This is a genomic window from Microcoleus sp. D2_18a_D3, from assembly GCF_036702455.1.
Classification (GTDB): Bacteria; Cyanobacteriota; Cyanobacteriia; order Cyanobacteriales; family Microcoleaceae; genus Microcoleus.
On sequence record NZ_JAUBTK010000086.1, the window covers coordinates 1 to 21141 of the forward strand.

Annotated in this window: 30 protein-coding genes and 1 pseudogene; 13 read left to right on the forward strand and 18 right to left on the reverse strand. The window is 45.0% G+C overall.

Annotated features, from left to right (window positions below; genetic code table 11):
* Nucleotides 1–73 precede the first annotated feature (73 nt).
* Together QUB06_RS28065 and QUB06_RS28070 are read right to left on the reverse strand one after the other, a co-directional pair.
* A complete protein-coding gene (locus tag QUB06_RS28065; protein ID WP_333438065.1) occupies nucleotides 74–1195 on the reverse strand; it encodes a hypothetical protein in 1122 nt (373 codons plus the stop codon).
* A gap of 246 nt (nucleotides 1196–1441) precedes the next feature.
* On the reverse strand, nucleotides 1442–1885 hold the full coding sequence (locus QUB06_RS28070; RefSeq protein WP_333438066.1) for a hypothetical protein: 444 nt from the start codon (nucleotides 1883–1885) through the stop codon (nucleotides 1442–1444).
* Between the two features lie 144 nt (nucleotides 1886–2029).
* Here QUB06_RS28070 and QUB06_RS28075 point away from each other — a divergent pair, with 144 nt between their 5' ends.
* The 5 genes from QUB06_RS28075 (at nucleotide 2030) to QUB06_RS28095 (ending at nucleotide 3737) form a co-directional block, all read left to right on the forward strand.
* Complete coding sequence (locus QUB06_RS28075; protein WP_006631112.1) at nucleotides 2030–2242, forward strand: helix-turn-helix domain-containing protein; 213 nt, start codon at nucleotides 2030–2032, stop codon at nucleotides 2240–2242.
* Nucleotides 2243–2297: 55 nt separating this feature from the next.
* Nucleotides 2298–2510, forward strand: coding sequence for a helix-turn-helix transcriptional regulator (locus tag QUB06_RS28080; RefSeq protein WP_333438095.1), 213 nt, complete (start codon nucleotides 2298–2300; stop codon nucleotides 2508–2510).
* Between the two features lie 54 nt (nucleotides 2511–2564).
* Nucleotides 2565–2777 carry a helix-turn-helix transcriptional regulator gene (locus tag QUB06_RS28085; RefSeq protein ID WP_333438067.1) on the forward strand — a complete coding sequence of 71 codons (213 nt, stop codon included), beginning with the start codon at nucleotides 2565–2567 and terminating at the stop codon, nucleotides 2775–2777.
* Nucleotides 2778–2803: 26 nt separating this feature from the next.
* Nucleotides 2804–3118 (forward strand): DUF2442 domain-containing protein, encoded by a 315-nt coding sequence (locus QUB06_RS28090; protein ID WP_333438068.1) that lies wholly within the window; start codon nucleotides 2804–2806, stop codon nucleotides 3116–3118.
* Nucleotides 3119–3185: 67 nt separating this feature from the next.
* A complete protein-coding gene (locus tag QUB06_RS28095; RefSeq protein ID WP_332958459.1) occupies nucleotides 3186–3737 on the forward strand; it encodes a Uma2 family endonuclease in 552 nt (183 codons plus the stop codon).
* Nucleotides 3738–4032: 295 nt separating this feature from the next.
* Here QUB06_RS28095 and QUB06_RS28100 read toward each other — a convergent pair whose 3' ends face one another.
* From QUB06_RS28100 to QUB06_RS28140, 9 genes are all read right to left on the reverse strand, one after another.
* On the reverse strand, nucleotides 4033–4983 hold the full coding sequence (locus QUB06_RS28100; RefSeq protein ID WP_006631110.1) for a F0F1 ATP synthase subunit gamma: 951 nt from the start codon (nucleotides 4981–4983) through the stop codon (nucleotides 4033–4035).
* A gap of 382 nt (nucleotides 4984–5365) precedes the next feature.
* A complete protein-coding gene (gene atpA, locus QUB06_RS28105) occupies nucleotides 5366–6883 on the reverse strand; it encodes a F0F1 ATP synthase subunit alpha (RefSeq protein WP_333037344.1) in 1518 nt (505 codons plus the stop codon).
* A 118-nt stretch (nucleotides 6884–7001) separates the two neighbouring features.
* Complete coding sequence (atpH, locus tag QUB06_RS28110; RefSeq protein ID WP_333168389.1) at nucleotides 7002–7547, reverse strand: ATP synthase F1 subunit delta; 546 nt, start codon at nucleotides 7545–7547, stop codon at nucleotides 7002–7004.
* 3 nt (nucleotides 7548–7550) lie between these two features.
* Entirely contained in the window at nucleotides 7551–8078 is a 528-nt protein-coding gene (locus QUB06_RS28115) for a F0F1 ATP synthase subunit B (protein ID WP_333438069.1), read from the reverse strand.
* Nucleotides 8079–8164: 86 nt separating this feature from the next.
* Entirely contained in the window at nucleotides 8165–8650 is a 486-nt protein-coding gene (locus QUB06_RS28120; protein ID WP_006631106.1) for a F0F1 ATP synthase subunit B', read from the reverse strand.
* A 97-nt stretch (nucleotides 8651–8747) separates the two neighbouring features.
* Nucleotides 8748–8993, reverse strand: coding sequence for an ATP synthase F0 subunit C (atpE, locus tag QUB06_RS28125; protein ID WP_006631105.1), 246 nt, complete (start codon nucleotides 8991–8993; stop codon nucleotides 8748–8750).
* A 128-nt stretch (nucleotides 8994–9121) separates the two neighbouring features.
* The gene (atpB, locus tag QUB06_RS28130; protein ID WP_006631104.1) at nucleotides 9122–9880 is read right to left on the reverse strand and encodes a F0F1 ATP synthase subunit A; all 759 of its coding nucleotides are present in this window, start codon (nucleotides 9878–9880) and stop codon (nucleotides 9122–9124) included.
* A 55-nt stretch (nucleotides 9881–9935) separates the two neighbouring features.
* Entirely contained in the window at nucleotides 9936–10397 is a 462-nt protein-coding gene (locus QUB06_RS28135) for an ATP synthase subunit I (RefSeq protein WP_333438070.1), read from the reverse strand.
* A gap of 329 nt (nucleotides 10398–10726) precedes the next feature.
* Nucleotides 10727–11179 carry a nitrate reductase associated protein gene (locus tag QUB06_RS28140; protein ID WP_333071401.1) on the reverse strand — a complete coding sequence of 151 codons (453 nt, stop codon included), beginning with the start codon at nucleotides 11177–11179 and terminating at the stop codon, nucleotides 10727–10729.
* Nucleotides 11180–11344: 165 nt separating this feature from the next.
* Between QUB06_RS28140 and moaA the strand changes: the two genes are divergently transcribed.
* From moaA to QUB06_RS28170, 6 genes and pseudogenes are all read left to right on the forward strand, one after another.
* Nucleotides 11345–12334 (forward strand): GTP 3',8-cyclase MoaA, encoded by a 990-nt coding sequence (gene moaA / locus QUB06_RS28145; protein ID WP_333438071.1) that lies wholly within the window; start codon nucleotides 11345–11347, stop codon nucleotides 12332–12334.
* A gap of 61 nt (nucleotides 12335–12395) precedes the next feature.
* Nucleotides 12396–12875 carry a hypothetical protein gene (locus QUB06_RS28150; protein WP_333438072.1) on the forward strand — a complete coding sequence of 160 codons (480 nt, stop codon included), beginning with the start codon at nucleotides 12396–12398 and terminating at the stop codon, nucleotides 12873–12875.
* Between the two features lies 1 nt (nucleotide 12876).
* Nucleotides 12877–13317, forward strand: coding sequence for a DUF7689 domain-containing protein (locus QUB06_RS28155; protein WP_333438073.1), 441 nt, complete (start codon nucleotides 12877–12879; stop codon nucleotides 13315–13317).
* Between the two features lie 56 nt (nucleotides 13318–13373).
* A pseudogene (locus tag QUB06_RS28160) lies at nucleotides 13374–13481 on the forward strand (cyclic pyranopterin phosphate synthase MoaA); the annotation flags it as partial.
* 88 nt (nucleotides 13482–13569) lie between these two features.
* Nucleotides 13570–13920 carry a type II toxin-antitoxin system RelE/ParE family toxin gene (locus QUB06_RS28165; RefSeq protein ID WP_333438074.1) on the forward strand — a complete coding sequence of 117 codons (351 nt, stop codon included), beginning with the start codon at nucleotides 13570–13572 and terminating at the stop codon, nucleotides 13918–13920.
* Nucleotides 13917–14213 carry an XRE family transcriptional regulator gene (locus QUB06_RS28170; RefSeq protein ID WP_333438075.1) on the forward strand — a complete coding sequence of 99 codons (297 nt, stop codon included), beginning with the start codon at nucleotides 13917–13919 and terminating at the stop codon, nucleotides 14211–14213. Before QUB06_RS28165 ends, QUB06_RS28170 begins: the two co-directional genes overlap by 4 nt.
* A gap of 26 nt (nucleotides 14214–14239) precedes the next feature.
* On the opposite strand, the gene QUB06_RS28175 is transcribed toward QUB06_RS28170, so the two are convergent.
* Both QUB06_RS28175 and QUB06_RS28180 read right to left on the reverse strand, forming a co-directional pair.
* Nucleotides 14240–14836, reverse strand: coding sequence for a Uma2 family endonuclease (locus QUB06_RS28175; protein WP_333438076.1), 597 nt, complete (start codon nucleotides 14834–14836; stop codon nucleotides 14240–14242).
* A gap of 81 nt (nucleotides 14837–14917) precedes the next feature.
* Entirely contained in the window at nucleotides 14918–15121 is a 204-nt protein-coding gene (locus tag QUB06_RS28180; RefSeq protein ID WP_333438077.1) for a hypothetical protein, read from the reverse strand.
* A gap of 214 nt (nucleotides 15122–15335) precedes the next feature.
* Here QUB06_RS28180 and QUB06_RS28185 point away from each other — a divergent pair, with 214 nt between their 5' ends.
* On the forward strand, nucleotides 15336–15938 hold the full coding sequence (locus tag QUB06_RS28185) for a hypothetical protein (RefSeq protein ID WP_333438078.1): 603 nt from the start codon (nucleotides 15336–15338) through the stop codon (nucleotides 15936–15938).
* Nucleotides 15939–16061: 123 nt separating this feature from the next.
* Here QUB06_RS28185 and QUB06_RS28190 read toward each other — a convergent pair whose 3' ends face one another.
* Nucleotides 16062–17693: a leucine-rich repeat domain-containing protein gene (locus QUB06_RS28190; RefSeq protein WP_333438079.1), complete on the reverse strand. Its 1632-nt coding sequence runs from the start codon at nucleotides 17691–17693 to the stop codon at nucleotides 16062–16064.
* A gap of 176 nt (nucleotides 17694–17869) precedes the next feature.
* Entirely contained in the window at nucleotides 17870–18115 is a 246-nt protein-coding gene (locus QUB06_RS28195; RefSeq protein ID WP_333438080.1) for a hypothetical protein, read from the reverse strand.
* 89 nt (nucleotides 18116–18204) lie between these two features.
* On the opposite strand from QUB06_RS28195, the gene QUB06_RS28200 reads away from it, so the two are divergent.
* The gene (locus QUB06_RS28200) at nucleotides 18205–18348 is read left to right on the forward strand and encodes a hypothetical protein (RefSeq protein ID WP_333438081.1); all 144 of its coding nucleotides are present in this window, start codon (nucleotides 18205–18207) and stop codon (nucleotides 18346–18348) included.
* A 76-nt stretch (nucleotides 18349–18424) separates the two neighbouring features.
* Here QUB06_RS28200 and QUB06_RS28205 read toward each other — a convergent pair whose 3' ends face one another.
* The 3 genes from QUB06_RS28205 to QUB06_RS28215 form a co-directional block, all read right to left on the reverse strand.
* Nucleotides 18425–19168, reverse strand: a complete 744-nt coding sequence (locus QUB06_RS28205) for a HepT-like ribonuclease domain-containing protein (protein ID WP_333438082.1) — start codon at nucleotides 19166–19168, stop codon at nucleotides 18425–18427.
* A gap of 157 nt (nucleotides 19169–19325) precedes the next feature.
* Nucleotides 19326–20552, reverse strand: a complete 1227-nt coding sequence (locus QUB06_RS28210) for a class I SAM-dependent methyltransferase (RefSeq protein ID WP_333438083.1) — start codon at nucleotides 20550–20552, stop codon at nucleotides 19326–19328.
* A gap of 349 nt (nucleotides 20553–20901) precedes the next feature.
* Nucleotides 20902–21051 (reverse strand): hypothetical protein, encoded by a 150-nt coding sequence (locus QUB06_RS28215; protein ID WP_333438084.1) that lies wholly within the window; start codon nucleotides 21049–21051, stop codon nucleotides 20902–20904.
* Nucleotides 21052–21141 lie beyond the last annotated feature (90 nt).

The following is a 21141-nucleotide window of genomic DNA, read 5'->3' on the forward strand; positions in this document are numbered from 1 at the left end:
CGTGATGCTATATCTGCCCATTCTTGTGACTTATTTATGCCTTCTTTAATTCCCCACTCTCAGACCTGAATCCTTACAATAATTGTAAGATTGAGGCAGATTTTTTATATCGCCCTGCTAATGATTCAGCAGCAGCAGCTAGAGCTGTTGAAAATATTGATAAAATTTCGTTTTGATACTGAGTCGTTGATGAGATATGCGCTTCTATCTGTGCGATCGTTAAGTCTTGTAGTTCAGGCTTATGCAAACTGTAATTAAAAGCGAAAGTATCCAATATTGTATAAGTATCACGATCGACTCTCGCTAACTCCTGCTTGTATGTAGTCAATAACCTCACCCCTACATTCCGCAACTCTGTCTCTTCTAACAACAACTTACTCAAGGTTTTCAGCCTTCTGCTTAAATCCGTTGCTGTATTGATAATCTCCGCCGCATTAATTCTCAATGATGTTTCACGGTTGGAGTTATGCAAAAACTCTTCCAACAGCCCATAAAGATATTGCTCAATCTCAGCAGATTCTTTGAAAATTAACCGAGCTTGCCGGAGCGCCGCCCCCTGTACAATGCTATTGGGTGAAATTAATCCCAAATACACGCCTCGCCCGTGTAATTCGCAAATGACATCCCCGATTAAATCTTGATAATTCCGAGAGTTCTCATTACCATTTAATAACTCATCAGCGGGCCCGTACAGCCAAAAATCTAAATGCTTTTTATATTCTACGGTTGTTTGCCCTCTACCGTTTAGGCGCGGAATTTTGTTAATTTCTGCCAACTTACGATCGCAAATTTCCTGGCGAATCAGAGGGAGTTCTTCTCCGATCGCGCCCCCTTTCAAATGTCCTAAACTCTGTCGAGGATATCCGATCGCCTCCAACGCCGAAGTCGCCGCCCACCGAGTCAAATCGTTGCTAACTTCCCCCTTCCCCTTGACTTCCTTAGCGATATCTCTAAGCACATCCCAGTCATCTAGAGCCTCTTTAACGTGATAGTGTTTTGCAGCCACGCCTAAGCCTTGTAGCGCTAAAGCCCGCGTGGTTAGGGATGCTTGAGTTTTCCAGATGTTGGCGAAGAAAGGAACAGCGCGATCGGGATCTGTTTCGGCAAAATCAAAGAATGCCTGGATTTGTTCTCCTACATTCCTATAGCGATCGGGTAAATCGCCTCCGCCTGGGATGTTTGAAATGTTACTCATGGGCTTAACTCACATAGAGGGGGAAGCGCATGGAGAAATTATAACTGTTGCGGTCGAGCTTGTACCAATTTTTTGAATGTTTGCGGCAGAGATTACATCCCCAGTCCCGCTTAACAACGGGGGGGCAAAAATTTACAGGACTTACCCACACCAAAGAAACCGGGTTTTTCACTTTAGTTAAAGGCTCAAATGCAGTATTCTCGTCAAAAAACCCGGTTTCTAACCACCCCTGCGTCTAGGACTAATTTAGAAATGTTCCAGCAGAGATTTCTCTTGTGCGTAAACCTTTCGCAGCGACTCCAGGGCGATCGCACTTAACATCAATTTAATCACCCCCACCATTTCCCCCCACTCCAACAATTCAGAAACACAAACAGCTTTCTGAAATCTCGCCGCATAGAAATCCACCCAAAAATCCGGCGCGTGTCTCTGTTTCTGAGTCGCCATCCGCCGCTTCCAATAACCAAAATCTAAACCAGAGGGCGATTCCACTCCCAAAACAGGCGGAAAGTCGGCATAACTCACAAACCGACTCATCCCTTTAGCGTGCACGTAGAGGATATGCGCCCAGCACTCGAAGCGATATATTTGTTCTACCTTGATTTTCAGCAGCCGCGCGATCGCCTCTTTCGTCACAAACCGGCTCAATCTGTGTCTGGGGGTTGATTTTCGCGAAAATTTTGTTAACATGATGTTAAGCAAATCCTTTGTAAAGAGTACAAACTTTTGTAAAGGGATTGAATTTGGATAGGCGATCGTCTTTTAGTTTTCCAGACCTGGGGGCGATCGCTTTTTACGATAAAATTATCCTAAACTAAATCTAGTTTTCTGTCAATGGGTTTAATTAGATTGCGGGTTAAAGAATTTGCTGCTGAGAAAGGCTGGACGATCAAAGAGGTTTCTGAGCGATCGGGAGTCATTTACAGCACACTCACCACCTATTCACGTTCTCCGGGAATGGCAATGGTTGATTTTACTTGTCTGCTGAAGTTGGCACGTACTTTTGACGTGATGGTGGAAGATTTGGTTGAGGTCGTCAAAGAGTAGTCGATCGCTTTTGGGATAAAACTATCCGATGATGGTACACCATCATTTGTCAAGTATGGGTTTAGTCAGATTAAAAGTCAGAGAACTAGCTAGCGAGAAAGGCTGGACGCTGAAAGAAGTTTCAGAACGATCGGGAGTAATTTACAGCACCGTCAGACACTACGCCCGCTGTCCGGGAGTGTCAACCCTTGACTTTATTTCTCTACACAAATTGGCTCGCACCTTTGATGTAATGATTGAAGACTTGGTGGAAATTGTGCAGGAGTGAGCGATCGCTTTTTAGGATAAAATTTTATCCCAGACTAAATATAGTTTTTTGTCAATGGGTTTAATTAGATTGCGGGTTCGAGAGTTGGCTGCTGAGAAGGGCTGGACGCTGAAAGAAGTTTCAGAGCGATCGGGCGTAGTCTACAGTACCCTCAGAACCTATGCCCGATCGCCCGGATTAGCAACAGTTGACGTGACAGCCTTGCACAAGTTGGCGAGGACTTTTGATGTGTCGATCGAAGATTTGTATGAGATTGTGCAGGAATAGTCGATCGCAATTATTAGCAGGTTGGAATGACTTCTTTAATGGTTGAGTTGCTAGAAATCCCCCAAGCACAAAACGTAGTTGTTACAGACGACGCGCTAACAGTCTATCTATCCGATGGTCGTACTATTTCTGTTCCTTTAGCTTGGTATCCTCGGCTATTGCATAGCACACCAAAGGAACGCAATAATTGGCGATTTATTGGTGGAAATGATGGAATCCACTGGCCTGATATTGACGAAGACATTAGCATCAAAAATATTATTCTCGGTAAACCGTCTGGAGAAATTCAGAACTCTTTTCAGCGGTGGTTAGAAGAACGTAAAAAATCCGATAGAACATGAGTATATCGCCTAAAATAAGTTAATTCAGCAAAAAGTCATAGTGAGATATAAGCAAGGAGCGATCGCGATGACATTAACTACAGCAAAATGGACAATAGATCACTACCATAAAATGATAGAAGCCGGCATTTTAAACGATCGCAAAGTTGAATTACTAAATGGAATAATAGTCGAAATGGTACCCGAAGGAACGGCGCATACTTATTTTAGCGATCGATTTGCCAACCGATTGCGAGTCGCATTATCTACGAGAGCCCAAATTCGCGAAGCCAGACCGATTACTCTGCCAAATAACTCAGAACCAGAACCCGATATTGCCGTCGTTCAACCTCTCAACGATATCTACCTGGAACATCACCCATATCCAGAAAACATTTTTTGGCTGATTGAATATGCTGATTCCAGTTTGAGTAAAGACTTAGAGGAAAAAAGCAAGATTTATGCAGCAGCCGGAATTCAAGAATATTGGGTTGTTAACCTGCGCGATCGACAATTAATTGTGTTTCGCTTCCCGGAAGGCGATTTTTACCAGCAGCGAAATACTTTCCGAACTGGCACCATTGAACCCCTTGCTTTTCCCGATCTTACCATCCATATTTCTCAACTAATGAACAGGTAAATTATTGCCACCATATATCCCACATTCCGCACCCCCAACTGGCACACTACGAATTTTGGTTATTCGATCGCCTGAAACTGCCGATCGTTGCCACGAGTGATCGGTATCTTTGTATAAAAAAAAAACTTAATTTTCGATCCAACTCCCGAAAAAAACGATTGTGACAGTCTCCGTGCGGAATGTGGGATATATCAAGGTAAGTTTAGATCGTCGAATTTTTTTGTATTTTCACTAAAAAAAGCGCCTGAGTTCCCCCAGACGCCTAGCATAAAATCAACAAATTGTCAACCCTAACCTAACCGTTCAAAGCCTCAGCACCGCCGCAAACTTCCAGGATTTCCTGAGTAATTGCCGCTTGCCGCGCCTTGTTATAAGTCAGCGTCAAACTACCGATCAAATCGCTAGCATTCTCACTAGCATTATTCATCGCCGTCATCCGCGCAGCCAACTCGCTAGCAGCAGACTCTTGCAAAGCCCGCAGCAATTGGTTGTTCAAATACAAGGGCAAAAGAGCCTCCAGAATTTGCGCCGGATCTTGCTCGAAAATCATGTCTCTGGGCAAACTCTTCGTAGGTGAAGCAACCTTCTCGCGCGATACTTGAAACTGTCCGCCTTGCGATGTCAAGCGGAAGATTTCATCATCAGGAGTTTCCAAACCTTGGGGGTCGAGGGGCAGCAAAGTTTGAATTACCGGACGCGAACTAATTAATGACACAAACTTGGTGTAAATTAGCTCAACTCTGTCCACAGTTCCTGACAGGAACAAGGAAAGCAATTCGTCAGCAATTTGTGCCGCTTCCGGTGCTGTGGGAATTTGTTCTAAGTTAGCGTAAGTAGCATCGATCGGCTGTTCGCGGCGCTGGAAATACTGAGTAGCTTTGCGTCCTACCAACACGTATTTGTAGTCTAAGCCTTCAGCTTTGATTTCCTTAGCGCGATTTTCGGCGTATCTGATGATGTTGCTGTTGTAGCCGCCGCACAAACCCCGATCGCCCGAAACTACCAACAGTCCCACCGATCGCACTTCGCGTTTTTTCAGCAGCGGCAAATCCAGGTTTTCAAACTGCAAGCGTTCCGCCAAACCGTACAATACCTCTGCCAGTCGATCGGCAAAAGGCCGAGTAGCAGTCACCTGTTCTTGAGCGCGGCGCACCTTTGCAGCGGCCACCAAGCGCATTGCTTCTGTAATCTTTTTAGTGTTCTTGACCGACTTAATGCGATCGCGAATAGTTTTCAGATTTGCCATAACTTTCTCCTTTTTTCTTAGCTTTTATTCTGAGTTTTTAGTTCCTAGTCATCAATTTTTAAGCTTGTGCGCGATCGAGAAACGGCATTTTTTAACCCACCGTAGGGACACGGCACTGCCCATTCGTGTCAACTTAAGCCGAAAGCCCGCCAGGGACTGAAGTCCCTGTCTAATAGCGAAAGTCCTCTGAAGAGGACTAATAAGTTCTTCAGTCCTCTTCAGAGGACTTTTGCTTTGAGACAGGGGTTTTAACCCCTGTCGGACTGCGGGTTTAACGGGTTTTTTGACACCAATGGGCAATGCCGTGTCCTTAATCTAGGGACACTCCAAGAGCCGTGTCCCTAACAATTTCACCCGCTAATCACTAATGACTAATGACTAATTACGCAGAAACCAAGAAACTTTGCTTGTATTCAGTGATGCCTTCTTTCAGCAGCTTCTCAGCTTCATCAGTCAAGGCTTTTCCGCCTTGAACAATTTCACCGTACTTCGGCTTGCTAGTCCGCAAATAGTCGCGCAAACCAACAGTAAACTTGCTGACTTTTTCCACTGGGATGTCATCCATATAGCCGTTAATACCGGCATAGATTACAGCCACTTGTTCGTTCATCGGCAGAGGCGAACTTTGGGGCTGTTTCAACAGTTCCCGCAAGCGCTGACCGCGCGACAATTGATTCTGAGTAGCTTTATCCAAGTCAGAAGCAAACTGAGAAAATGCTGCCAGTTCTTCAAACTGTGCCAATTCCAATTTCACCTTACCGGCTACTTTTTTCATCGCCTTAGTTTGAGCTGCCGAACCTACCCGCGATACCGAAATACCGGGGTTTACTGCCGGACGCAAACCAGCGTTAAACAAGTCAGAAGAAAGGAAGATTTGACCGTCGGTAATCGAAATTACGTTCGTCGGAATGTAAGCAGAAACGTCACCAGCTTGGGTTTCGATAATTGGCAAAGCAGTCATGCTGCCTTCGCCCAAATCGTCGCTCAATTTAGCAGCGCGTTCTAGCAAGCGAGAGTGCAGGTAAAACACGTCTCCGGGATAAGCTTCGCGACCGGGAGGACGGCGCAGCAACAAGGACATTTGGCGGTAAGCTTGTGCTTGTTTGGAAAGGTCATCGTAAATGACCAAAGTGTGCTTGCCTTTGTACATGAAATACTCGGCTAAGCTAGCACCTGTGTAGGGAGCCAAGTATTGCAGGGTTGCGGGGTCGCTAGCGTTGGCTGCTACTACGATCGTGTAGTCCATCGCGCCCTTTTCTTGCAGGACGTTGACGATGTTAGCTACTGTAGAAGCTTTTTGACCGATCGCCACGTAAACGCAGATCACGTTTTCCGATTTTTGGTTAATAATCGTGTCGATCGCGATCGCAGTTTTACCGGTTTGTCTGTCACCGATAATCAGTTCCCGCTGTCCTCTTCCCACCGGAATCATCGCATCAATAGCGGTAATTCCTGTTTGCATGGGTTCGTACACAGAACGGCGAGAAACAATCCCCGGTGCCGGAGATTCAATCAAGCGAGATTCAGTAGTTTTAATTTCTCCTTTGCCGTCAATCGGACGGGCCAAAGCATCAACTACCCGTCCCAACATTGCTTCACCCACGGGGACTTCAGCAATTCTGCCAGTAGCAGTAACTGCCGAACCTTCTTGAATGCCGAGGCCTTGGCCCATCAACACTGCACCGACGTTATCTTGTTCGAGGTTCAGTGCAATGCCCACGGTGCCGTCGGCAAATTCTAGCAATTCCCCAGACATGGCTTTATCCAAGCCATAAATCCGGGCAATGCCGTCGCCTACTTGCAGAACAGTACCGACGTTAGAGACTTTTACGTCTTGGTCGTACTGTTCAATTTGCTGGCGAATAATGCTGCTAATTTCGTCAGGTCTGATTGCTGCCATGTCAGTTGTTTGTTGTCAGTTGTTTGTTGTCAGTTGTCAGTTGTCAGTTATCAGTTGTTCAAAACTACCAACCGTTAACTGCTAATTAAATTAGCTAATAGTCATCAGCTATTAACTATCAGGAATTCAAGCGAATTCCCAGACGGCGCAATTGTCCCCGCAGGCTGGCATCAATTACTTGAGAGCCTACTTTGATTACCACACCGCCGATTAAATCTGCGTCTATTTTGGTTTCAATTTCTACGCTTCTAGCGCTGGTCATCGCCTGCACTTTCTCGCGAACAGTCTGCTGTTGAGCGTCTGAAAGCGGGACTGCCGATGTAACTTCAGCCAATACTGTTTGGTTTAGTTCTCGGAGCCTTGCCAAGTATTGTTTGCCAATTCCTTCTAAAAAAAGAATTCTTCCTTTGTCTACTAATAGCTTCAGAAAGCTGTGCATCAAGGGGCTCATTTCTTCACCCGCTATTTGCTGAATCACGGCTTTTTTAGCATCCGGTTTTATCAGCGGATTGGCTAAAAATTGACGCAAGTCTTCCGAACCTTCTAGCAGGCTCAGCAAGGAACGAATATCTTCGCCGAACTTCTCTGAGAGATTGTTGGACTGAGCCAGTGACATCAAGGCAGATGCGTAAGGCTGTAAGACTTCTGTGCTGACTGTACTCACGTTTTAGCCTCCCAGTAACGCAATGCTGCGATCGATTAATTGGTGTTGAGCGCTGTCGTCCAAGCTAGTTTTTAGCTGGCTTTCCACCTTTGCTAATGCCAGAGATACAACCGCCGATCGCAGTTGGGCGATCGCTCTTTCCCGCTCCGCTTCCAACTCTTGACCTGCTGTTGCTCTCATGCGTTCAACGTCTTGCGCTGCCTGAGCTAGAATTGTTTCTTTTGCTTTCTTGGCAGTTTCTTCAGCAGCGGCCCGAATTCGTTCCGCTTCTGCTTGCGCTTGAGTCAATTTTTGCTGTTGCTCTGCTAGAGCTGCTGCTGCATCTTTTTGGCGTTTTTCTGCTTCTTGAATCGCCTCTTGGATGCCCGAACGCCTCTCAGTCAGGATTTTACCTACAAATCCGCGCCCGAAATAAAACAGCACTGCAATAATAATGACCAGGTTAATCAGGTTGGTTTCTAAAATATCGAAATTTAAACCGAAACCACCTTCGCCGCTAGCTTCTGTGGCTAGCAATAAAACAGTCCCCATGATACTCTTCCATAATTGCGCGTGCAGATTGGGTGAAGCGATTTTAGATTTGAGATTCCCTCAAAAATCTAAAACTCTTCGGCTCGCTATTTGGCCAGCGACTGCCCTAATAGCTTTTCGAGAATTTGGCCGCTGAGCGCGTCTACTTGTTGTTCTAGTGAGCGCATTGCTTCTTGCTTTTGCTGCTCTATTTCTTGCCCAGCCTTTTCTCGCGCGACTTGAGCTTCTTGTTGAGCCTCAGCTACTTTGGCTGCCCCAATTTTTTGGGCATCAGCTTGAGCAGCAGCAATTACTGATTGAGACTGTTTGCGAGTTTCTCCCAGTTTTTGCTCGTACTGCTGCGCTAGTTGCTGAGCTTTTGCCAAGCGTTCTTGGGCGGAGACTTGAGTGTTGCGAATGTAATCGGCGCGATCGTCAATTGACTTGCTGAGCGGCTTGTAAAAAATTACATTCAAGACTGCGACTAGAATTAAAAACTGCACCGCCATCAGAGGCAGCGTAGCATCTATATCAAACAGTCCCCCTTCCTTAGCCGCTTCTTCAACTGCTAGTAATACTGTCCAGTGCATCATGATTTTTTGACGGCTTCCATCTAATTCGCTTAATCGATTTTAGATTTGAGATTTTGGATTAGAATCGCCAAAACCTCAAATCTAAAATTTCAAATTATTATGCGAAGGGGTTGGCAAACAGCAGCACTAGGGCTACGACCAAACCGTAAATTGTGAGCGCTTCCATGAACGCCAAACTCAACAGCAAGGTGCCGCGAATTTTACCTTCTGCTTCCGGCTGACGGGCAATCCCTTCTACAGCCTGACCTGCTGCATTACCTTGACCGATGCCAGGGCCGATTGCAGCTAAACCTACTGCCAAAGCGGCGGCAATTACGGAAGCGGCAGCAACTGTTGGGTTCATGATGATTTTCCTTATCTAAAGTACAAAATTGAGAACAGATAGTCTAGAGAATTGTCCGATTTTACGGCAGAAAGTTTAAGTTCAGAAATTTATTTTTTCCTCCCTCATGCTTCGCCGTTTATCGTTAGTTAATCGTGGTGTTCTTCGCCGTGACCGCCTTCTAGAGCTTCACCAATGTAGGCGGCGGCTAAGGTAGCAAAAATCAAAGCTTGAATTGCACTCGTAAATAGTCCCAGAACCATCACTGGCAGAGGAACAAATAAAGGCACTAGCAAGACTAGCACTCCGACCACCAATTCGTCCGCAAGAATGTTGCCAAACAAACGGAAACTCAGGGACAGAGGCTTAGTGAAATCTTCTATGATTTTGAACGGCAACATGAAAGGCACCGGTTCAACATAGTGGGCGAAATACCCCAAGCCGCTTTTGCTGAGACCTGCATAAAAATATGCTAGAGAAGTCAGCAGTGCAAATGCTACCGTCGTGTTGATGTCAGCGGTAGGAGCTCCCAGTTCGCCTGATGGCAGCTTAATCAGCTTCCAAGGAATTAGAGCGCCAGACCAGTTTGACACAAAGATGAACAGAAATAATGTACCAATAAACGGTACCCAAGGGCGATATTCTTTTTCCCCAATTTGGTTTTTAGCCAAGTCCCGAATAAATTCCAGCGCATACTCCATAAAATTTTGCATTCCGCTGGGAATTCGCTGGATTTTGCTGGTTCCTAAAATCGAAACTACGACTAAAACGGCAATTACAAACCACGAGGTTAGAAAAACCTGCCCGTGCACTTTCAGATTGCCGAGTTGCCAGTACAACTGCTGCCCAACTTCCAATTCGGCGAGGGGGAAACGATTAAAGGTGTTTAGAACGTCAAGCATTGCCATTCAACGGGCTTCCCCATACAAATCGATGAGTTGAGTTTTGCTCGAATTGCCTGACTTACCTGTAGTCTAGTGCTAATGCACTTCGGATCACGTAAACCAACAGCGCAGCTTTGTAAGTCAGAAATCCCAAAAATATCGGTAAAATCTGTAGCTGATTCCACTGTGTTCCTACTATCATCACCGCTAAAAACACACCGAGCCTTGTCTTGCTGATGCGCTGATTTTGGCTGCCGATTCGTTCAACGTCTCTAGCCAACATCTTTAAGTAAACCACACCTGTGCTCGCCCCAAGCAAATAATTCAGGGCAATATTGAGCGAGTAAAAAATCCAAACGGAGATAAAAATAATCGCCGTAAAAGCAAGGGTGTACGCCAACAACTCTTGTTGGAGGCGATAAAAGTCTTGCATCGGATTCGTTGTCTCGGACGAGACTGTCGAGACTGTCGAGACTGTGCCAGCTTGAGGAATATCCTCGGTTGCTGGTGTGGGGTCGGTGGGTGTGTTTTGCGTGTTCACGAAGCTCAGAAACTAATGCAGGTAGCAGGCGAGTGCTTTGCAAACTCAGAAAAATCATACCACGCGGCGGTAACAATACTTAAAATAAAATTAATCATATTTTCGGAATTTGGTGTCTAGCGCTTCGGAAACCTCAAGCCGTTAAATGTCCGATCGACCTCACCCTACCTCTCCTACCGCCAGATCGCACTTGGTTACACATTGTTCTCCATATTCTCACTGAGTCAGCCTCACTTAGTGAGAAGTGAGAAAGGACGATCGCGCGAATCGATGAGGTAACTCTCCCTTGTCTGCCTCTGAGCGCTACAAGAGTTAATTCAAATTCGATCTCATTCAATAACCTTAAACTCTTGAAGCGCCGGGATGAAATTTTTATTCTCGTGGCTCGATCGACTAAGCTTAATCAAAGCAAATCGCTGTAGAGGCTGCAAACTCGCCCACTGGGCCAAAGAAATTGTCACGCCGAGCTCTTGCGCTTTTGCAGAAACAGACTCCGGTACAGTTGCAGCATCCATCCACGGGGGATTTTCATCAACAGCCAAATCAGTTCCCGGTTTGCCTGTCTGTTGAATTAATATTTGATTTAGCTTTTCTCGGTAATCAATAATTTCTGCTTCTGTCAAGCAAGGTAACTCTACAAGACTTTGCCGTTCTGCTTGGTTGAAATGATTCCAATCCTGCAACTTCAATTTAATGCCGCAAGTATCTAACTTGAGACGTACTTGCATGGGGATGCAGCGCAAAGCTTCGACAAAATCAGCTTCAAATTCAAAGAATGTCATAGATGTATAGACTTGCAAACTAGATTTTTTTTATTAACCGCAGAGGACGCAGAGAGCACAGAGTAAGAGAAGAGAGAGAAATCGATGCAGGTTTTTTGCTTTCTATCAATAATTGCAGAAAATGCGATCGGCATTTATAATTAAATAATATTACAAACTATTGACATGGATACCGTAGACTACCTTCGGATTAGCTTGATAGACCGCTGCAACTTCCGCTGTCTCTACTGTATGCCGGAAGGTAGCGAGTTGGACTATGTATTGCAGCAGCAGTTGTTAACTCACTCGGAATTGCTAACTCTGCTGCGGGAAGTTTTTATACCGGTGGGATTTACCAAGTTTCGCTTGACAGGAGGGGAACCGCTGCTGCGGCCTGGGGTGGTGGAATTGGTGAGGTCGATCGCATCTTTGCCGGAAACGCGAGATTTGTCAATGACAACTAACGGCTTTTTGCTGGCGGGAATGGCCGAAAATCTCTACAATGCTGGTTTGCGCCGGATTAATATTAGTTTGGATTCCTTGGAACCGGAAACTTTTGATAAGATAATTGGCAGTCGGGGACGATCGCGATGGACGCAGGTTTGGGAGGGAATTCAAGCGGCTTATCAAGCAGGATTCGACCCGCTGAAACTGAATGTTGTGGTAATTCCCGGTGTGAATGACAGCGAAATATTGGATTTGGCTGCATTAACTATTAACCGGAATTGGCACGTTCGATTTATTGAGTTTATGCCGATCGGCAATGGGGAGTTATTTGGCGATAAAGGTTGGGTAGCATCGGCCGAATTGCGGCAACAAATTAGCGACAAATACGGGTTAGCCGAGTCGGGTGTGCGCGGAAATGGGCCGGCGGATGTGTTTCAAATTCCGGGGGCGAAGGGCACTTTAGGATTTATCAGTCAAATGTCCGAGTGTTTTTGCGATCGCTGCAACCGGATGCGTTTGTCTGCTGACGGGTGGCTGCGGCCTTGTCTGCTGAACGAAACCGGGCAAATTGACTTAAAAACTGCTCTCCGCAACGGGACTCCTACAAGCGAATTGCGCGATCGAGTGCGGCACATATTAGAAATTAAACCGGAGATTAATTTCAAGCAGCGGGATTCGGGAACTACTCAAGGAAATTACAGCCGCACAATGTCTCAAATCGGCGGATGAACTGGCCGAAATCGAGAATTTAGTTGGTACACTTAAGACATCATCCAATTTTGTAAGTCAGATGAACACCATCTCGATCGCCATTTCAGACGTACTGATTCTGAAGCTACAAAAAGTTGCTGCCCAGATGAATGTATCGATCGAAGAATTAATCTTGATGAGCATTGAAAGCTCGATCGCGCAACGAGAAAATCCCGCAGCAAATACCGATCGAGATATTTGCAATCAAAATGCTGAAATTGCGATCGAGGTAATTGACAAATTTTATACTCTTGCTACGGAATGGGAAAGTCAAGTTGCGGGAATGTCTTCCACAGCTCAAATGTCTCAGCATCCTGCATATCAGGAAATCATTAAGATGGGATATAAAGTCGTGCCGCTGTTGCTATCGGAACTGCAAAAAAATCCCCTTTACTGGTTAGCTGCATTGAATGCAATTACGGGTGAAAATCCCATTAAACCGGAACAAAGGGGAAGGGTAAAACAGATGGCATCCGCTTGGATAGAGTGGGGTAGAGAGCGAGGCTACGCGATTGAATAGAATGTATAGAAGACCGGAACTTGAAATTAAATGGCCTAACTTGTCTCGCACTGATTATCGAGTTACTAGCCAAAAGTCACAGGAATATAATTGCTTTGCATGGGCTGCTGGTGAAGAAGATCGCTGGTGGCAACCGATACCTGGAGAGCAATTCTATTGGCCAGAAGGCGTGCCGCAAGAGGAGACTTTAGACGCATATATTCAGGCTTATAAAACACTGGGATATGAACTTTGTAAAGGTGATATATTAGAAGCTGGATATCAGAAAATAGCACTATATGTTGACTCTAGCGGTATCCCAACTCATGCAGCCAGACAGTTACCTAATGGTAAGTGGACAAGTAAACTTGGATGGTTGGAAGATGTTGAACACGAATTGGATGGATTGACAGGCGACAGGTATGGAGTTGTCGGTCAAATTCTTAAATGTGCGATAAATTAGGGAAAGGCGATCGCTTTAACTCAACCCAATTTACAAATAATTATATTAAATGCGATCGAGTGCGGCACATATTAGAGATTAAACCGGAGATTAATTTCAAGCAGCGAGATTCGGGAACTACTCAGGGAAATTACAGCCGCACCATGTCTCAAATCGGCGGCTGAACTAACCGACATAGAGCGCTGAAGAAATAAAATACTTAAGGCAATACTTGAGTATAATTGTCACAGTATTCGATTCTCAACAAACTCGATGACCATCAAGCCGATTCGGTGGGTTGGCCCTGCCCGCGAAGAAATCCAATCTCTTCCTGAAGATGCCCGAAAAGAAGCCGGTTTTTCACTTTGGACTCTCCAGCAGGGCATACAACCACCAGACTTTAAACCGATGTCGATCGTAGGTAAAGGCGTTGAAGAAATTCGGATTCGGACAGAAAATGCCTATCGGGTTTTCTATATTGCTAGATTTGAAGAAGCTATTTATGTGCTCCATGCCTTCCAAAATAAAACTCAGAAAACAGCCAAGAAAAATATCGAAATTGGGCAGAAACGCTACCAAGATTTGTTACAAAATCGTTTAAACTCAAGAGAACCGGAACAATGAGCGAAAATACTATTACCCAAGCAGTCGATAATATCTTTCTAGACCTCGGATTCTCATCTGAAGAAGCTGATAACTTACTAATCCGATCGCAACTAATTCTCGCCCTGACTCATCAGATTAAAGAGCGCGGTTGGACTCTCGATCAAACGGCTCAACATCTCCAACAGTCCCACGATCGAATCAAAGCTCTAACTCAAGGTAAAATAGGGCAGTTTTCCGTTGACAGTCTGATTGCAATGCTCAATAAAGTAGGTATGACTGTCAAAGTCGAAATTTGCCCCAAGGTAGCTTAGGTGAAAATTATGCAATTTGGCGCATTCTACAACTGAAACTCTCCTCCCAAAACTTGTCCAGCCGTTAAATTCAACTGCGGAAATGTTGGAGAAACAAGTGTTTGTTCCCCTTGAAACATCCCAACTTCGACATACTCACCTGATTCTAGTCGTAGTACCGCTACTATCTGCTCTTGAGGGTCAACAATCCAATATTCAGGGATACCCCGCGCTGCATATTGAGCTCGTTTACTAATGTAATCGCGATCGCGCCCAATTCTCCCAGGACTAACAACCTCAACCACCAACTGAGGAGGCGGCATATCAAGGGTGATAGTTAGCCTAGATGCTGTCAGCAAGATGTGTTCTGGCCGCAAAATCACTAAATCGGGGTAACGGTTAGCTGCGTCGCCCTCGCGCAGGATCGGAACTTGGATTTCGCACATATGTGTTTTGATACACCGCCAAGGGATGCCAGTATTGACGAGGATTAAAAACAGATAGCTGACAATGGCGTTATTGGGTTCAGATTCTGGTGGCAATGTTACTAAGTCTCCGTCAATTAATTCGTAGCGGTTGTCGGTGTCGTCCTCATAGGTGAGGTACTCTTCAAAGGTAAGTTTTTGTTTGTGGGCTTGTATCATCTTTTACCTTCCAAGATTGTTATTGTTATTAAAATATTTACACATCCGAGGGAAGTGGCGGCCGCAGTGATTCTAGTTGAATTAACAAGCTGGGTAGCACTGTCCGATCGACACGGGGCGATCGGCTGCGACTGTTGAGAGGCTGCGACACTGGGGGGCGATCGGATGACTCCGAGGTGATCGGACTGCTGGCAAGTCTGGCACGATCGGAGCGGTCGCACGTCTGGCGCTTGTTGGCACGTCTGGCACGGTCGCAGCGGTTGGAGCGGTCGGAGCGGCTGGCACTGTTACAGGTCTTTATGTAAAGAGTTGATGTTTAAGTATCTTTATGGTAGACAGGGAATTGAAAAAATGTTAAATATGCAATAGGACTTACTTGTAATCCCTCTCTTTTGGAGAAATGATAAATGTCTAAACATAAAGATGACTCTGAAGATAAAACAGAGGTAGTTGGGTATGTAGAAAGTTTATTTTTGTAAACACTATAACTAAAAAACTAATGAAAAAACTAAAAAAGCAGATACATACTTTTTTGCCAACAGCCAAAATATTTTTGGATGATGTAGAAAAAATAGAGGAAATATTAAAAGAATCTTGTTTTTCAACTTATAATATTACTCCGAACGAACCTAAATTAGATTCAATTTGTGAGATTCAAAGAACACGTGAACTATTTGAAGAATCATATTCTTCATATATCATTAAACTTGAGGACGAATATGAATTAGAATCAATTAATGAGATTATAGAAATTGCAGAGAAACAAGATTTCTATAATTTAGAAATCGTGTTAACGAAACCTTATTTTAATTTAGAACTCGATCAATTTAACACACAAATATATTGTGATGATGATTCTCTTTGTATTGGTATGATCGAAAGAATCAAGCCAATTATTTTAAAAAGAAAAACATACTTTCAACACTGGTTATTTGGTATAAACAAAAAATTTGTAGTTTTTACTAAAGAAAGGTCAAACCAAAAAACTAACTTTTTTATTAAAAATAAAGACCAAATTATTTTAAGTTCAATTAGTGCCATTATAGGTGCTTTATTTGCTACATTGTTTAGATTTATATTAATCGGTCAAGCAACTCTATAAAAACCCTGACATATTCTGACATAGCCTCAGCACTTCCAAGCTCTAGGCGGGGAAATGTGGGAAACCAGTCATTTGCAGCATACTAAAGCTAGGCGGGGAAACTCTATTTTCCTCATCTAGACCTTATAACCGTTGTAGCTGACTACTTTTGCATTTGCTGAGAAAAATTTCATGATGCTTGCTGAGAGCATTTTGATTTGGTGCTGTTTTTCGATCCTGGGGTAAAGTCAGTTTCCGATCAGCCAAACCTTGGTAACAGGTGCCGATGAGTTCAGGGGCAATCACCACTTCATTAGTATCTGGTCTAATTGATAGTAGATGCAAATCGAAGAGAGTGTGTATGTCGGCTCTAAGTGGTAAACCATTTGTTACATGATTGGTTTGATTACCTTGATATGGAATTATATGTGCTGCTTCGATAGCTGACTCTACATCACAATCAGTTATTGGGCATCGACCGCCGTAAGCAGTTAACAACTTACGTCGAAATTTAGGCTGTCCCTGTCGCTGCACAATAGAAACTGTTATCCTTCGTCTGGCATCTTGAAGGGTTTCAACGTCAAAATATCCCTCAGATTTAATTTTTTTGCGCTCAGCATCTAGCTCAAGTAGCTCTGGATTGCGGGTGTAGAAGTAAGAGTCGATGGTTGGCAAATCACCAGAGCCTACATGGTTGTGACCATAACCCAGAGTTTGCGACGGAATCAATACCGGATTATCTCGCAAATCTAGTTCCAAATCCTTCATGCTGCGAATCGCCTCTGGAATTTCAGCAATTTGATTATTATTGAGCTCAAGCCGTGTCAACTTTGACAGTTGCCCGAGTTCCTCTGGAATGGAGATAATCTCATTGCCACTCAGGTAAAGCCATTTCAGATTGGACAGTTGCCCGAATTCCTCTGGGATGGAGGTAATCTCATTGTCACTGAGGTTAAGCAGGGTGAGATTTGACAATTGCCCGAGTTCCTCTGGGATGGAAGTAATCTCATTGCCACTGAAGAAAAGCCATGTCAGATTGGACAGTTGCCCGAGTTCCTCTGGAATAAAGGTAATCTCATTGCTACTGAGATTAAGCTGTGTAAGACTCGACAGTTTACCGAGCGCATCTGGGATGGAGGTAATTTCATTGTCACTGAGGTAAAGGTATTTCAGATTTGACAATTGCCCGAGTTCCTTTGGGATGGAGGTAATTTCATTGTCACTGAGGTAAAGGTATTTCAGATTTGACAATTGCCCGAGTTCCTTTGGGATGGAGGTAATTTCATTGCCACTGAGGTTAAGCAGGGTCAGATTCGACAGTTGCCCAAGCCCCTCTGGAATGGAGGTAATCTCATTGCCACTGAGGTTAAGCTGTGTCAGATTCGACAGTTGCCCAAGCTCCTCTGGAATGGAGGTAATCTCATTGTCACTAAGGTAAAGCTGTGTCAGATTGGACAGTTGCCCGAACTCCTTTGGAATGGAAGTAATTTGATTGTTCCAAAAGTTAAGCTGTATCAGATTGGACAGTTGCCCAAACTCCTCTGGAATGGAAGTAATCTGATTGTTCCAAAAGTCAAGCTCTGTCAGATTCGAGAGTTGCCCGAACTCCTTTGGGATAGAGGTAATCTTATTATGATTGAGGCAAAGCTGTGTCAGATGCGTACACTTAACAATCTCCAGTGGCAATTCCTCCAACCCTAGCTTGGACAAATCTAGCTTACTTAATTTCTCCTCGGCTGCTTGGTCAATTCGCCGCGCTGCTTCTTCTCGCGTCATGTCCTTTGTCTTTCCGTAATATTCGTTTTATTGTGACCATAATTTAACTGGTTCCCAGGCTAAGGCCTGGGAACCGAGATCCAGAGGCTCTGCCTCGCTAGCGGATAAAAACAAAAACAGGAGGCAGATGCTCATGGAATGTGTTCCCAGGCCTTAGCCTGGGAACGAGCAAACACCTACGCTTTGCGCTTCCGACGGCGAATCAGCACACTCATCACTTGGTTCGGATTGGCTGCACGCTGTACGGGACTCCAATCGCCGACTTCGGCAAATCCTAGCCGGTACAAAGTGAGTATGGTTTCCCTGACACCCTGGGGCGAACCTGTCACCGTTACACAAACCACATCCTGTTCCGATTCTGCTGCTGAGTCGTCATTTGGTCGTGCAAATTTGTTGTCGTCAGGCAAGAATTCCTGTGACATAATTATGTTCTCCTGGTTTTGGGTTTTCTAGAAAAACCCAAAAACCCAGCCGCCCCGCATTTCAAGACATAGCAGGGCGGCTACAGAGAGTGTTATCATACTCCGTTAGCCTCCAGACTGCTGATTCCAGTTTGGCGGTTAGCTGTCCATTGCTGCTACCAACAGCTTTGGGCAGTGCAACTAGATTTTTGGGCGACGCGGGCTACTTCCTCTACAAGCAAAGCAACCTCTAACTTCAAAGCGTAGCCGCAGAGGGGGGCCTGTGTCAATCCATTTCGGATTTGGGATTAAAGGATTTGTCCCACGGATTCAATCGGGTAATTCCACATCTGGTGGCAGCGGAGGCAGCAGCAACTCTAACTGGCTTAGCAAACCGGGCAGCACTGTGACAATGATATTCCAGAGAGTATCTGGCTCCACGCGATCGTACCGGTGAGCAATGATATTCCGCAAATTAATAATATTGCGCCAATCAATATCACTATTAGCTTGACGGAATTCCTCCGAAATTCTCCTAGCAGCCTCGCCGAGAATTTCAAACTCTCTTTCAACAGCCCGCTGCACCATCCTATTTACTCGGTATTCTGCACATGACAAGCTAGCGGTAAACTCCATTATTTGCTTAATTGCTTCTATCATATCCCAGAGGGCAGCCTGATTTCTATTGTCGGCTTGCATAGTTAGATTGGCTGGTTTAATTGAAAAGTATAAACTGGAAATAGTGCGATTTTCTGAGTAGATGATGTGACAAGTTCGCAGGATTTCATTTCGACTAAAAGGGTTATTTATTTGTTGTTTCTGAGTTAAATCTATGTTACGCCCCAACATACTTTCTAACTGTTCTTGCATTTGGATAAAGTCGAAAAGATTCCAGGAAGTATTGAGGGCAAAGCTGGCTAGAATGTCTATATCGCTATCGGGACGAAAATCATCTCTCAGGATTGAACCGAATAATGCTAATTCAATAATATTCCAGCGCTGGCAAAAGTCGGCTATCTGAGATGGCGATGCCTGAAGACGTTCTTTGACTGCGGTGGGAAATTGAAAAGTCATTCGATTTTATATTTTAGATTTATCGCATTCAATCTCATCTTATCTCAACATCTTTAAACAGTTCGCACTCCGACCAAAGAAACCGGGTTTTTCACGGAATTCACCGTTTCCAACCAAGATTTAGTAAAAAACCCGGTTTCTGACCTATGCCTAAGTCCTATTTGGGCGTGAGCAAAATGAGCTGTTTTGATAAGATCGATCGCACTTCATCCAATCCCATCTCCACATCCGCCAAAATCTCCCCAACAGTCTTCCCACCCCCTTGTAGGGGCGGTGCCCCCGTGCCCGCCCTGTCTGGGGGGGGTAAACAACCTTGCAAAAACTCAAATTCAGCACTTGACAAATTGAGCAATTGGTAGTTGCAATCAAACACTTGTTGACTCGGCCAACCGTGCATACAACCACTCAACTCTGGAATTGCTGCCAAAAGTGCCTTATCGTCCGACCAATCAATTTTATTAACAGGCTTTTTGCCCAAGAAAAACTCGTAATGAGTGATTTCCGTATCTAACAATTCAATTAATCGATAAAGCTCCCGTTCCGTCAAACCCTGAGCTCTTTCTATCAATTCCGGCGCTTTCCCCAAAAGTCTTTCTAACTGCCAATATCCCGGATTTGAAAAACCAATAAATTCCAATCCCGAAGCGTCAATTAACTCGAACAAAGTCTCAATATTGTAGTCAATTTCCTGCGGGTGAACGTACATATCAGCAAAACATTCGTCCCGCTGATTTTCTCCCGCCCAACGGTGTTTTTCGTACTTGACAAGACGGTTGTTTTCTGGTAAAGAAGCAAAGATTTGACGACCTACTTTCACACCATCGGGATAGTCACCTTTTTGCGGGCCTTGAAGAAGTGCGATCGCCCTTTGCATCAGTTGAATTTCCCAGCGTCCGAGCTCAGCATACACAAAAATGTGCATCAAACCGGCCTCCGCCAACTTCGCCGCCAGCGCTTGAATGCCCCGGATCGGATCGGGTAAGTGGTGCAGAACGCCCACGCAGTTAATCAAATCAAACTCGCCCTCTAACTCGGCGGCATCGTACAGGCTGAGGTGGCGAAAATCAGCTTCGCGCGCTCCCGATCGCCGACAGCGTTCTTGTGCTACCTTCAAAGCACCTTCACTCAGGTCGATCGCCGTCACCGAAGCTTCAGGATTGAGGTGAATCAGATAATCGGTGCTCGAACCAGTGCCACAGCCAGCATCTAAAATCCGAATATCCAGTTTTGGCGGCTTTTGCCCGGTGCAAAAATTGTAAGCATCAGGCCAACTCCAGCGCCAGTTGTACCCAGGGGGCGGTTCATCTGACAAAGGATCGGGCGGGAAGGGGAAAGTATCGTAAAGCCGCCGCACGGCAGCGCTGATATCAGGCGTAGTATCCATAGGTGACATTTGTTGGGCTTGGGGATTCGGGATTTGACTGACAACTGACCGCTGACCACTGACCCACAGCAATTTGCTCCGGGCCCCCGGATTTATCGGTGGGGTCGATTCTTCAATCTAAAATCTAAAATCTAAAATCTAAAATCGGTTGACAGCTTCTGCGTAATAAAACTTATCATTTTTTCTCATATAAGCTCTCTTAAATCTATACAATAAATCTCGACAGGCTTTTTAACAAACGAGGACTGTCAATAGCCCACCGCTGAACTGTCGGGTAAAGCGGAGGCGTCTTTCAAGAGAGCAAGAGGCCCCGAAACAGGCAGAAGAAAATTTTTGATTTTCTTTTCCCTTAATTGACGGCACTGGCTGCGATCGCCCAAAGGCAACTCTCCTGCCGAGTCTTTTTTTCCACGGGTGTACCGGCGGAGCGCAGCGGAGGGAGTACCCCGTGCCTGCCTTCCGATCGGACATTTCCCGGCAGGCAGAAAGATGAAACCAAAACATTTTAATCTAAGAAAGTAAGCGCGCCCGAACCTCGTGACAGGTAAAGGCAAAAAGTAAACAAAGCAAAAATACCTACTTTGACCTG

Bases quoted from the DNA above. Each gene is read 5' to 3' on its own strand.
- QUB06_RS28065 (WP_333438065.1), bottom strand. From the start codon at position 1,195: ATGAGTAACATTTCAAACATCCCAGGCGGAGGCGATTTACCCGATCGC.
- QUB06_RS28070 (WP_333438066.1), bottom strand. From the start codon at position 1,885: ATGTTAACAAAATTTTCGCGAAAATCAACCCCCAGACACAGATTGAGC.
- QUB06_RS28075 (WP_006631112.1), top strand. From the start codon at position 2,030: ATGGGTTTAATTAGATTGCGGGTTAAAGAATTTGCTGCTGAGAAAGGC.
- QUB06_RS28080 (WP_333438095.1), top strand. From the start codon at position 2,298: ATGGGTTTAGTCAGATTAAAAGTCAGAGAACTAGCTAGCGAGAAAGGC.
- QUB06_RS28085 (WP_333438067.1), top strand. From the start codon at position 2,565: ATGGGTTTAATTAGATTGCGGGTTCGAGAGTTGGCTGCTGAGAAGGGC.
- QUB06_RS28090 (WP_333438068.1), top strand. From the start codon at position 2,804: ATGACTTCTTTAATGGTTGAGTTGCTAGAAATCCCCCAAGCACAAAAC.
- QUB06_RS28095 (WP_332958459.1), top strand. From the start codon at position 3,186: ATGACATTAACTACAGCAAAATGGACAATAGATCACTACCATAAAATG.
- QUB06_RS28100 (WP_006631110.1), bottom strand. From the start codon at position 4,983: ATGGCAAATCTGAAAACTATTCGCGATCGCATTAAGTCGGTCAAGAAC.
- atpA (WP_333037344.1), bottom strand. From the start codon at position 6,883: ATGGCAGCAATCAGACCTGACGAAATTAGCAGCATTATTCGCCAGCAA.
- QUB06_RS28115 (WP_333438069.1), bottom strand. From the start codon at position 8,078: ATGGGGACTGTTTTATTGCTAGCCACAGAAGCTAGCGGCGAAGGTGGT.
- QUB06_RS28120 (WP_006631106.1), bottom strand. From the start codon at position 8,650: ATGATGCACTGGACAGTATTACTAGCAGTTGAAGAAGCGGCTAAGGAA.
- atpE (WP_006631105.1), bottom strand. From the start codon at position 8,993: ATGAACCCAACAGTTGCTGCCGCTTCCGTAATTGCCGCCGCTTTGGCA.
- atpB (WP_006631104.1), bottom strand. From the start codon at position 9,880: ATGGCAATGCTTGACGTTCTAAACACCTTTAATCGTTTCCCCCTCGCC.
- QUB06_RS28140 (WP_333071401.1), bottom strand. From the start codon at position 11,179: ATGACATTCTTTGAATTTGAAGCTGATTTTGTCGAAGCTTTGCGCTGC.
- moaA (WP_333438071.1), top strand. From the start codon at position 11,345: ATGGATACCGTAGACTACCTTCGGATTAGCTTGATAGACCGCTGCAAC.
- QUB06_RS28150 (WP_333438072.1), top strand. From the start codon at position 12,396: ATGAACACCATCTCGATCGCCATTTCAGACGTACTGATTCTGAAGCTA.
- QUB06_RS28155 (WP_333438073.1), top strand. From the start codon at position 12,877: ATGTATAGAAGACCGGAACTTGAAATTAAATGGCCTAACTTGTCTCGC.
- QUB06_RS28165 (WP_333438074.1), top strand. From the start codon at position 13,570: ATGACCATCAAGCCGATTCGGTGGGTTGGCCCTGCCCGCGAAGAAATC.
- QUB06_RS28170 (WP_333438075.1), top strand. From the start codon at position 13,917: ATGAGCGAAAATACTATTACCCAAGCAGTCGATAATATCTTTCTAGAC.
- QUB06_RS28175 (WP_333438076.1), bottom strand. From the start codon at position 14,836: ATGATACAAGCCCACAAACAAAAACTTACCTTTGAAGAGTACCTCACC.
- QUB06_RS28185 (WP_333438078.1), top strand. From the start codon at position 15,336: ATGAAAAAACTAAAAAAGCAGATACATACTTTTTTGCCAACAGCCAAA.
- QUB06_RS28190 (WP_333438079.1), bottom strand. From the start codon at position 17,693: ATGACGCGAGAAGAAGCAGCGCGGCGAATTGACCAAGCAGCCGAGGAG.
- QUB06_RS28195 (WP_333438080.1), bottom strand. From the start codon at position 18,115: ATGTCACAGGAATTCTTGCCTGACGACAACAAATTTGCACGACCAAAT.
- QUB06_RS28205 (WP_333438082.1), bottom strand. From the start codon at position 19,168: ATGACTTTTCAATTTCCCACCGCAGTCAAAGAACGTCTTCAGGCATCG.
- QUB06_RS28210 (WP_333438083.1), bottom strand. From the start codon at position 20,552: ATGGATACTACGCCTGATATCAGCGCTGCCGTGCGGCGGCTTTACGAT.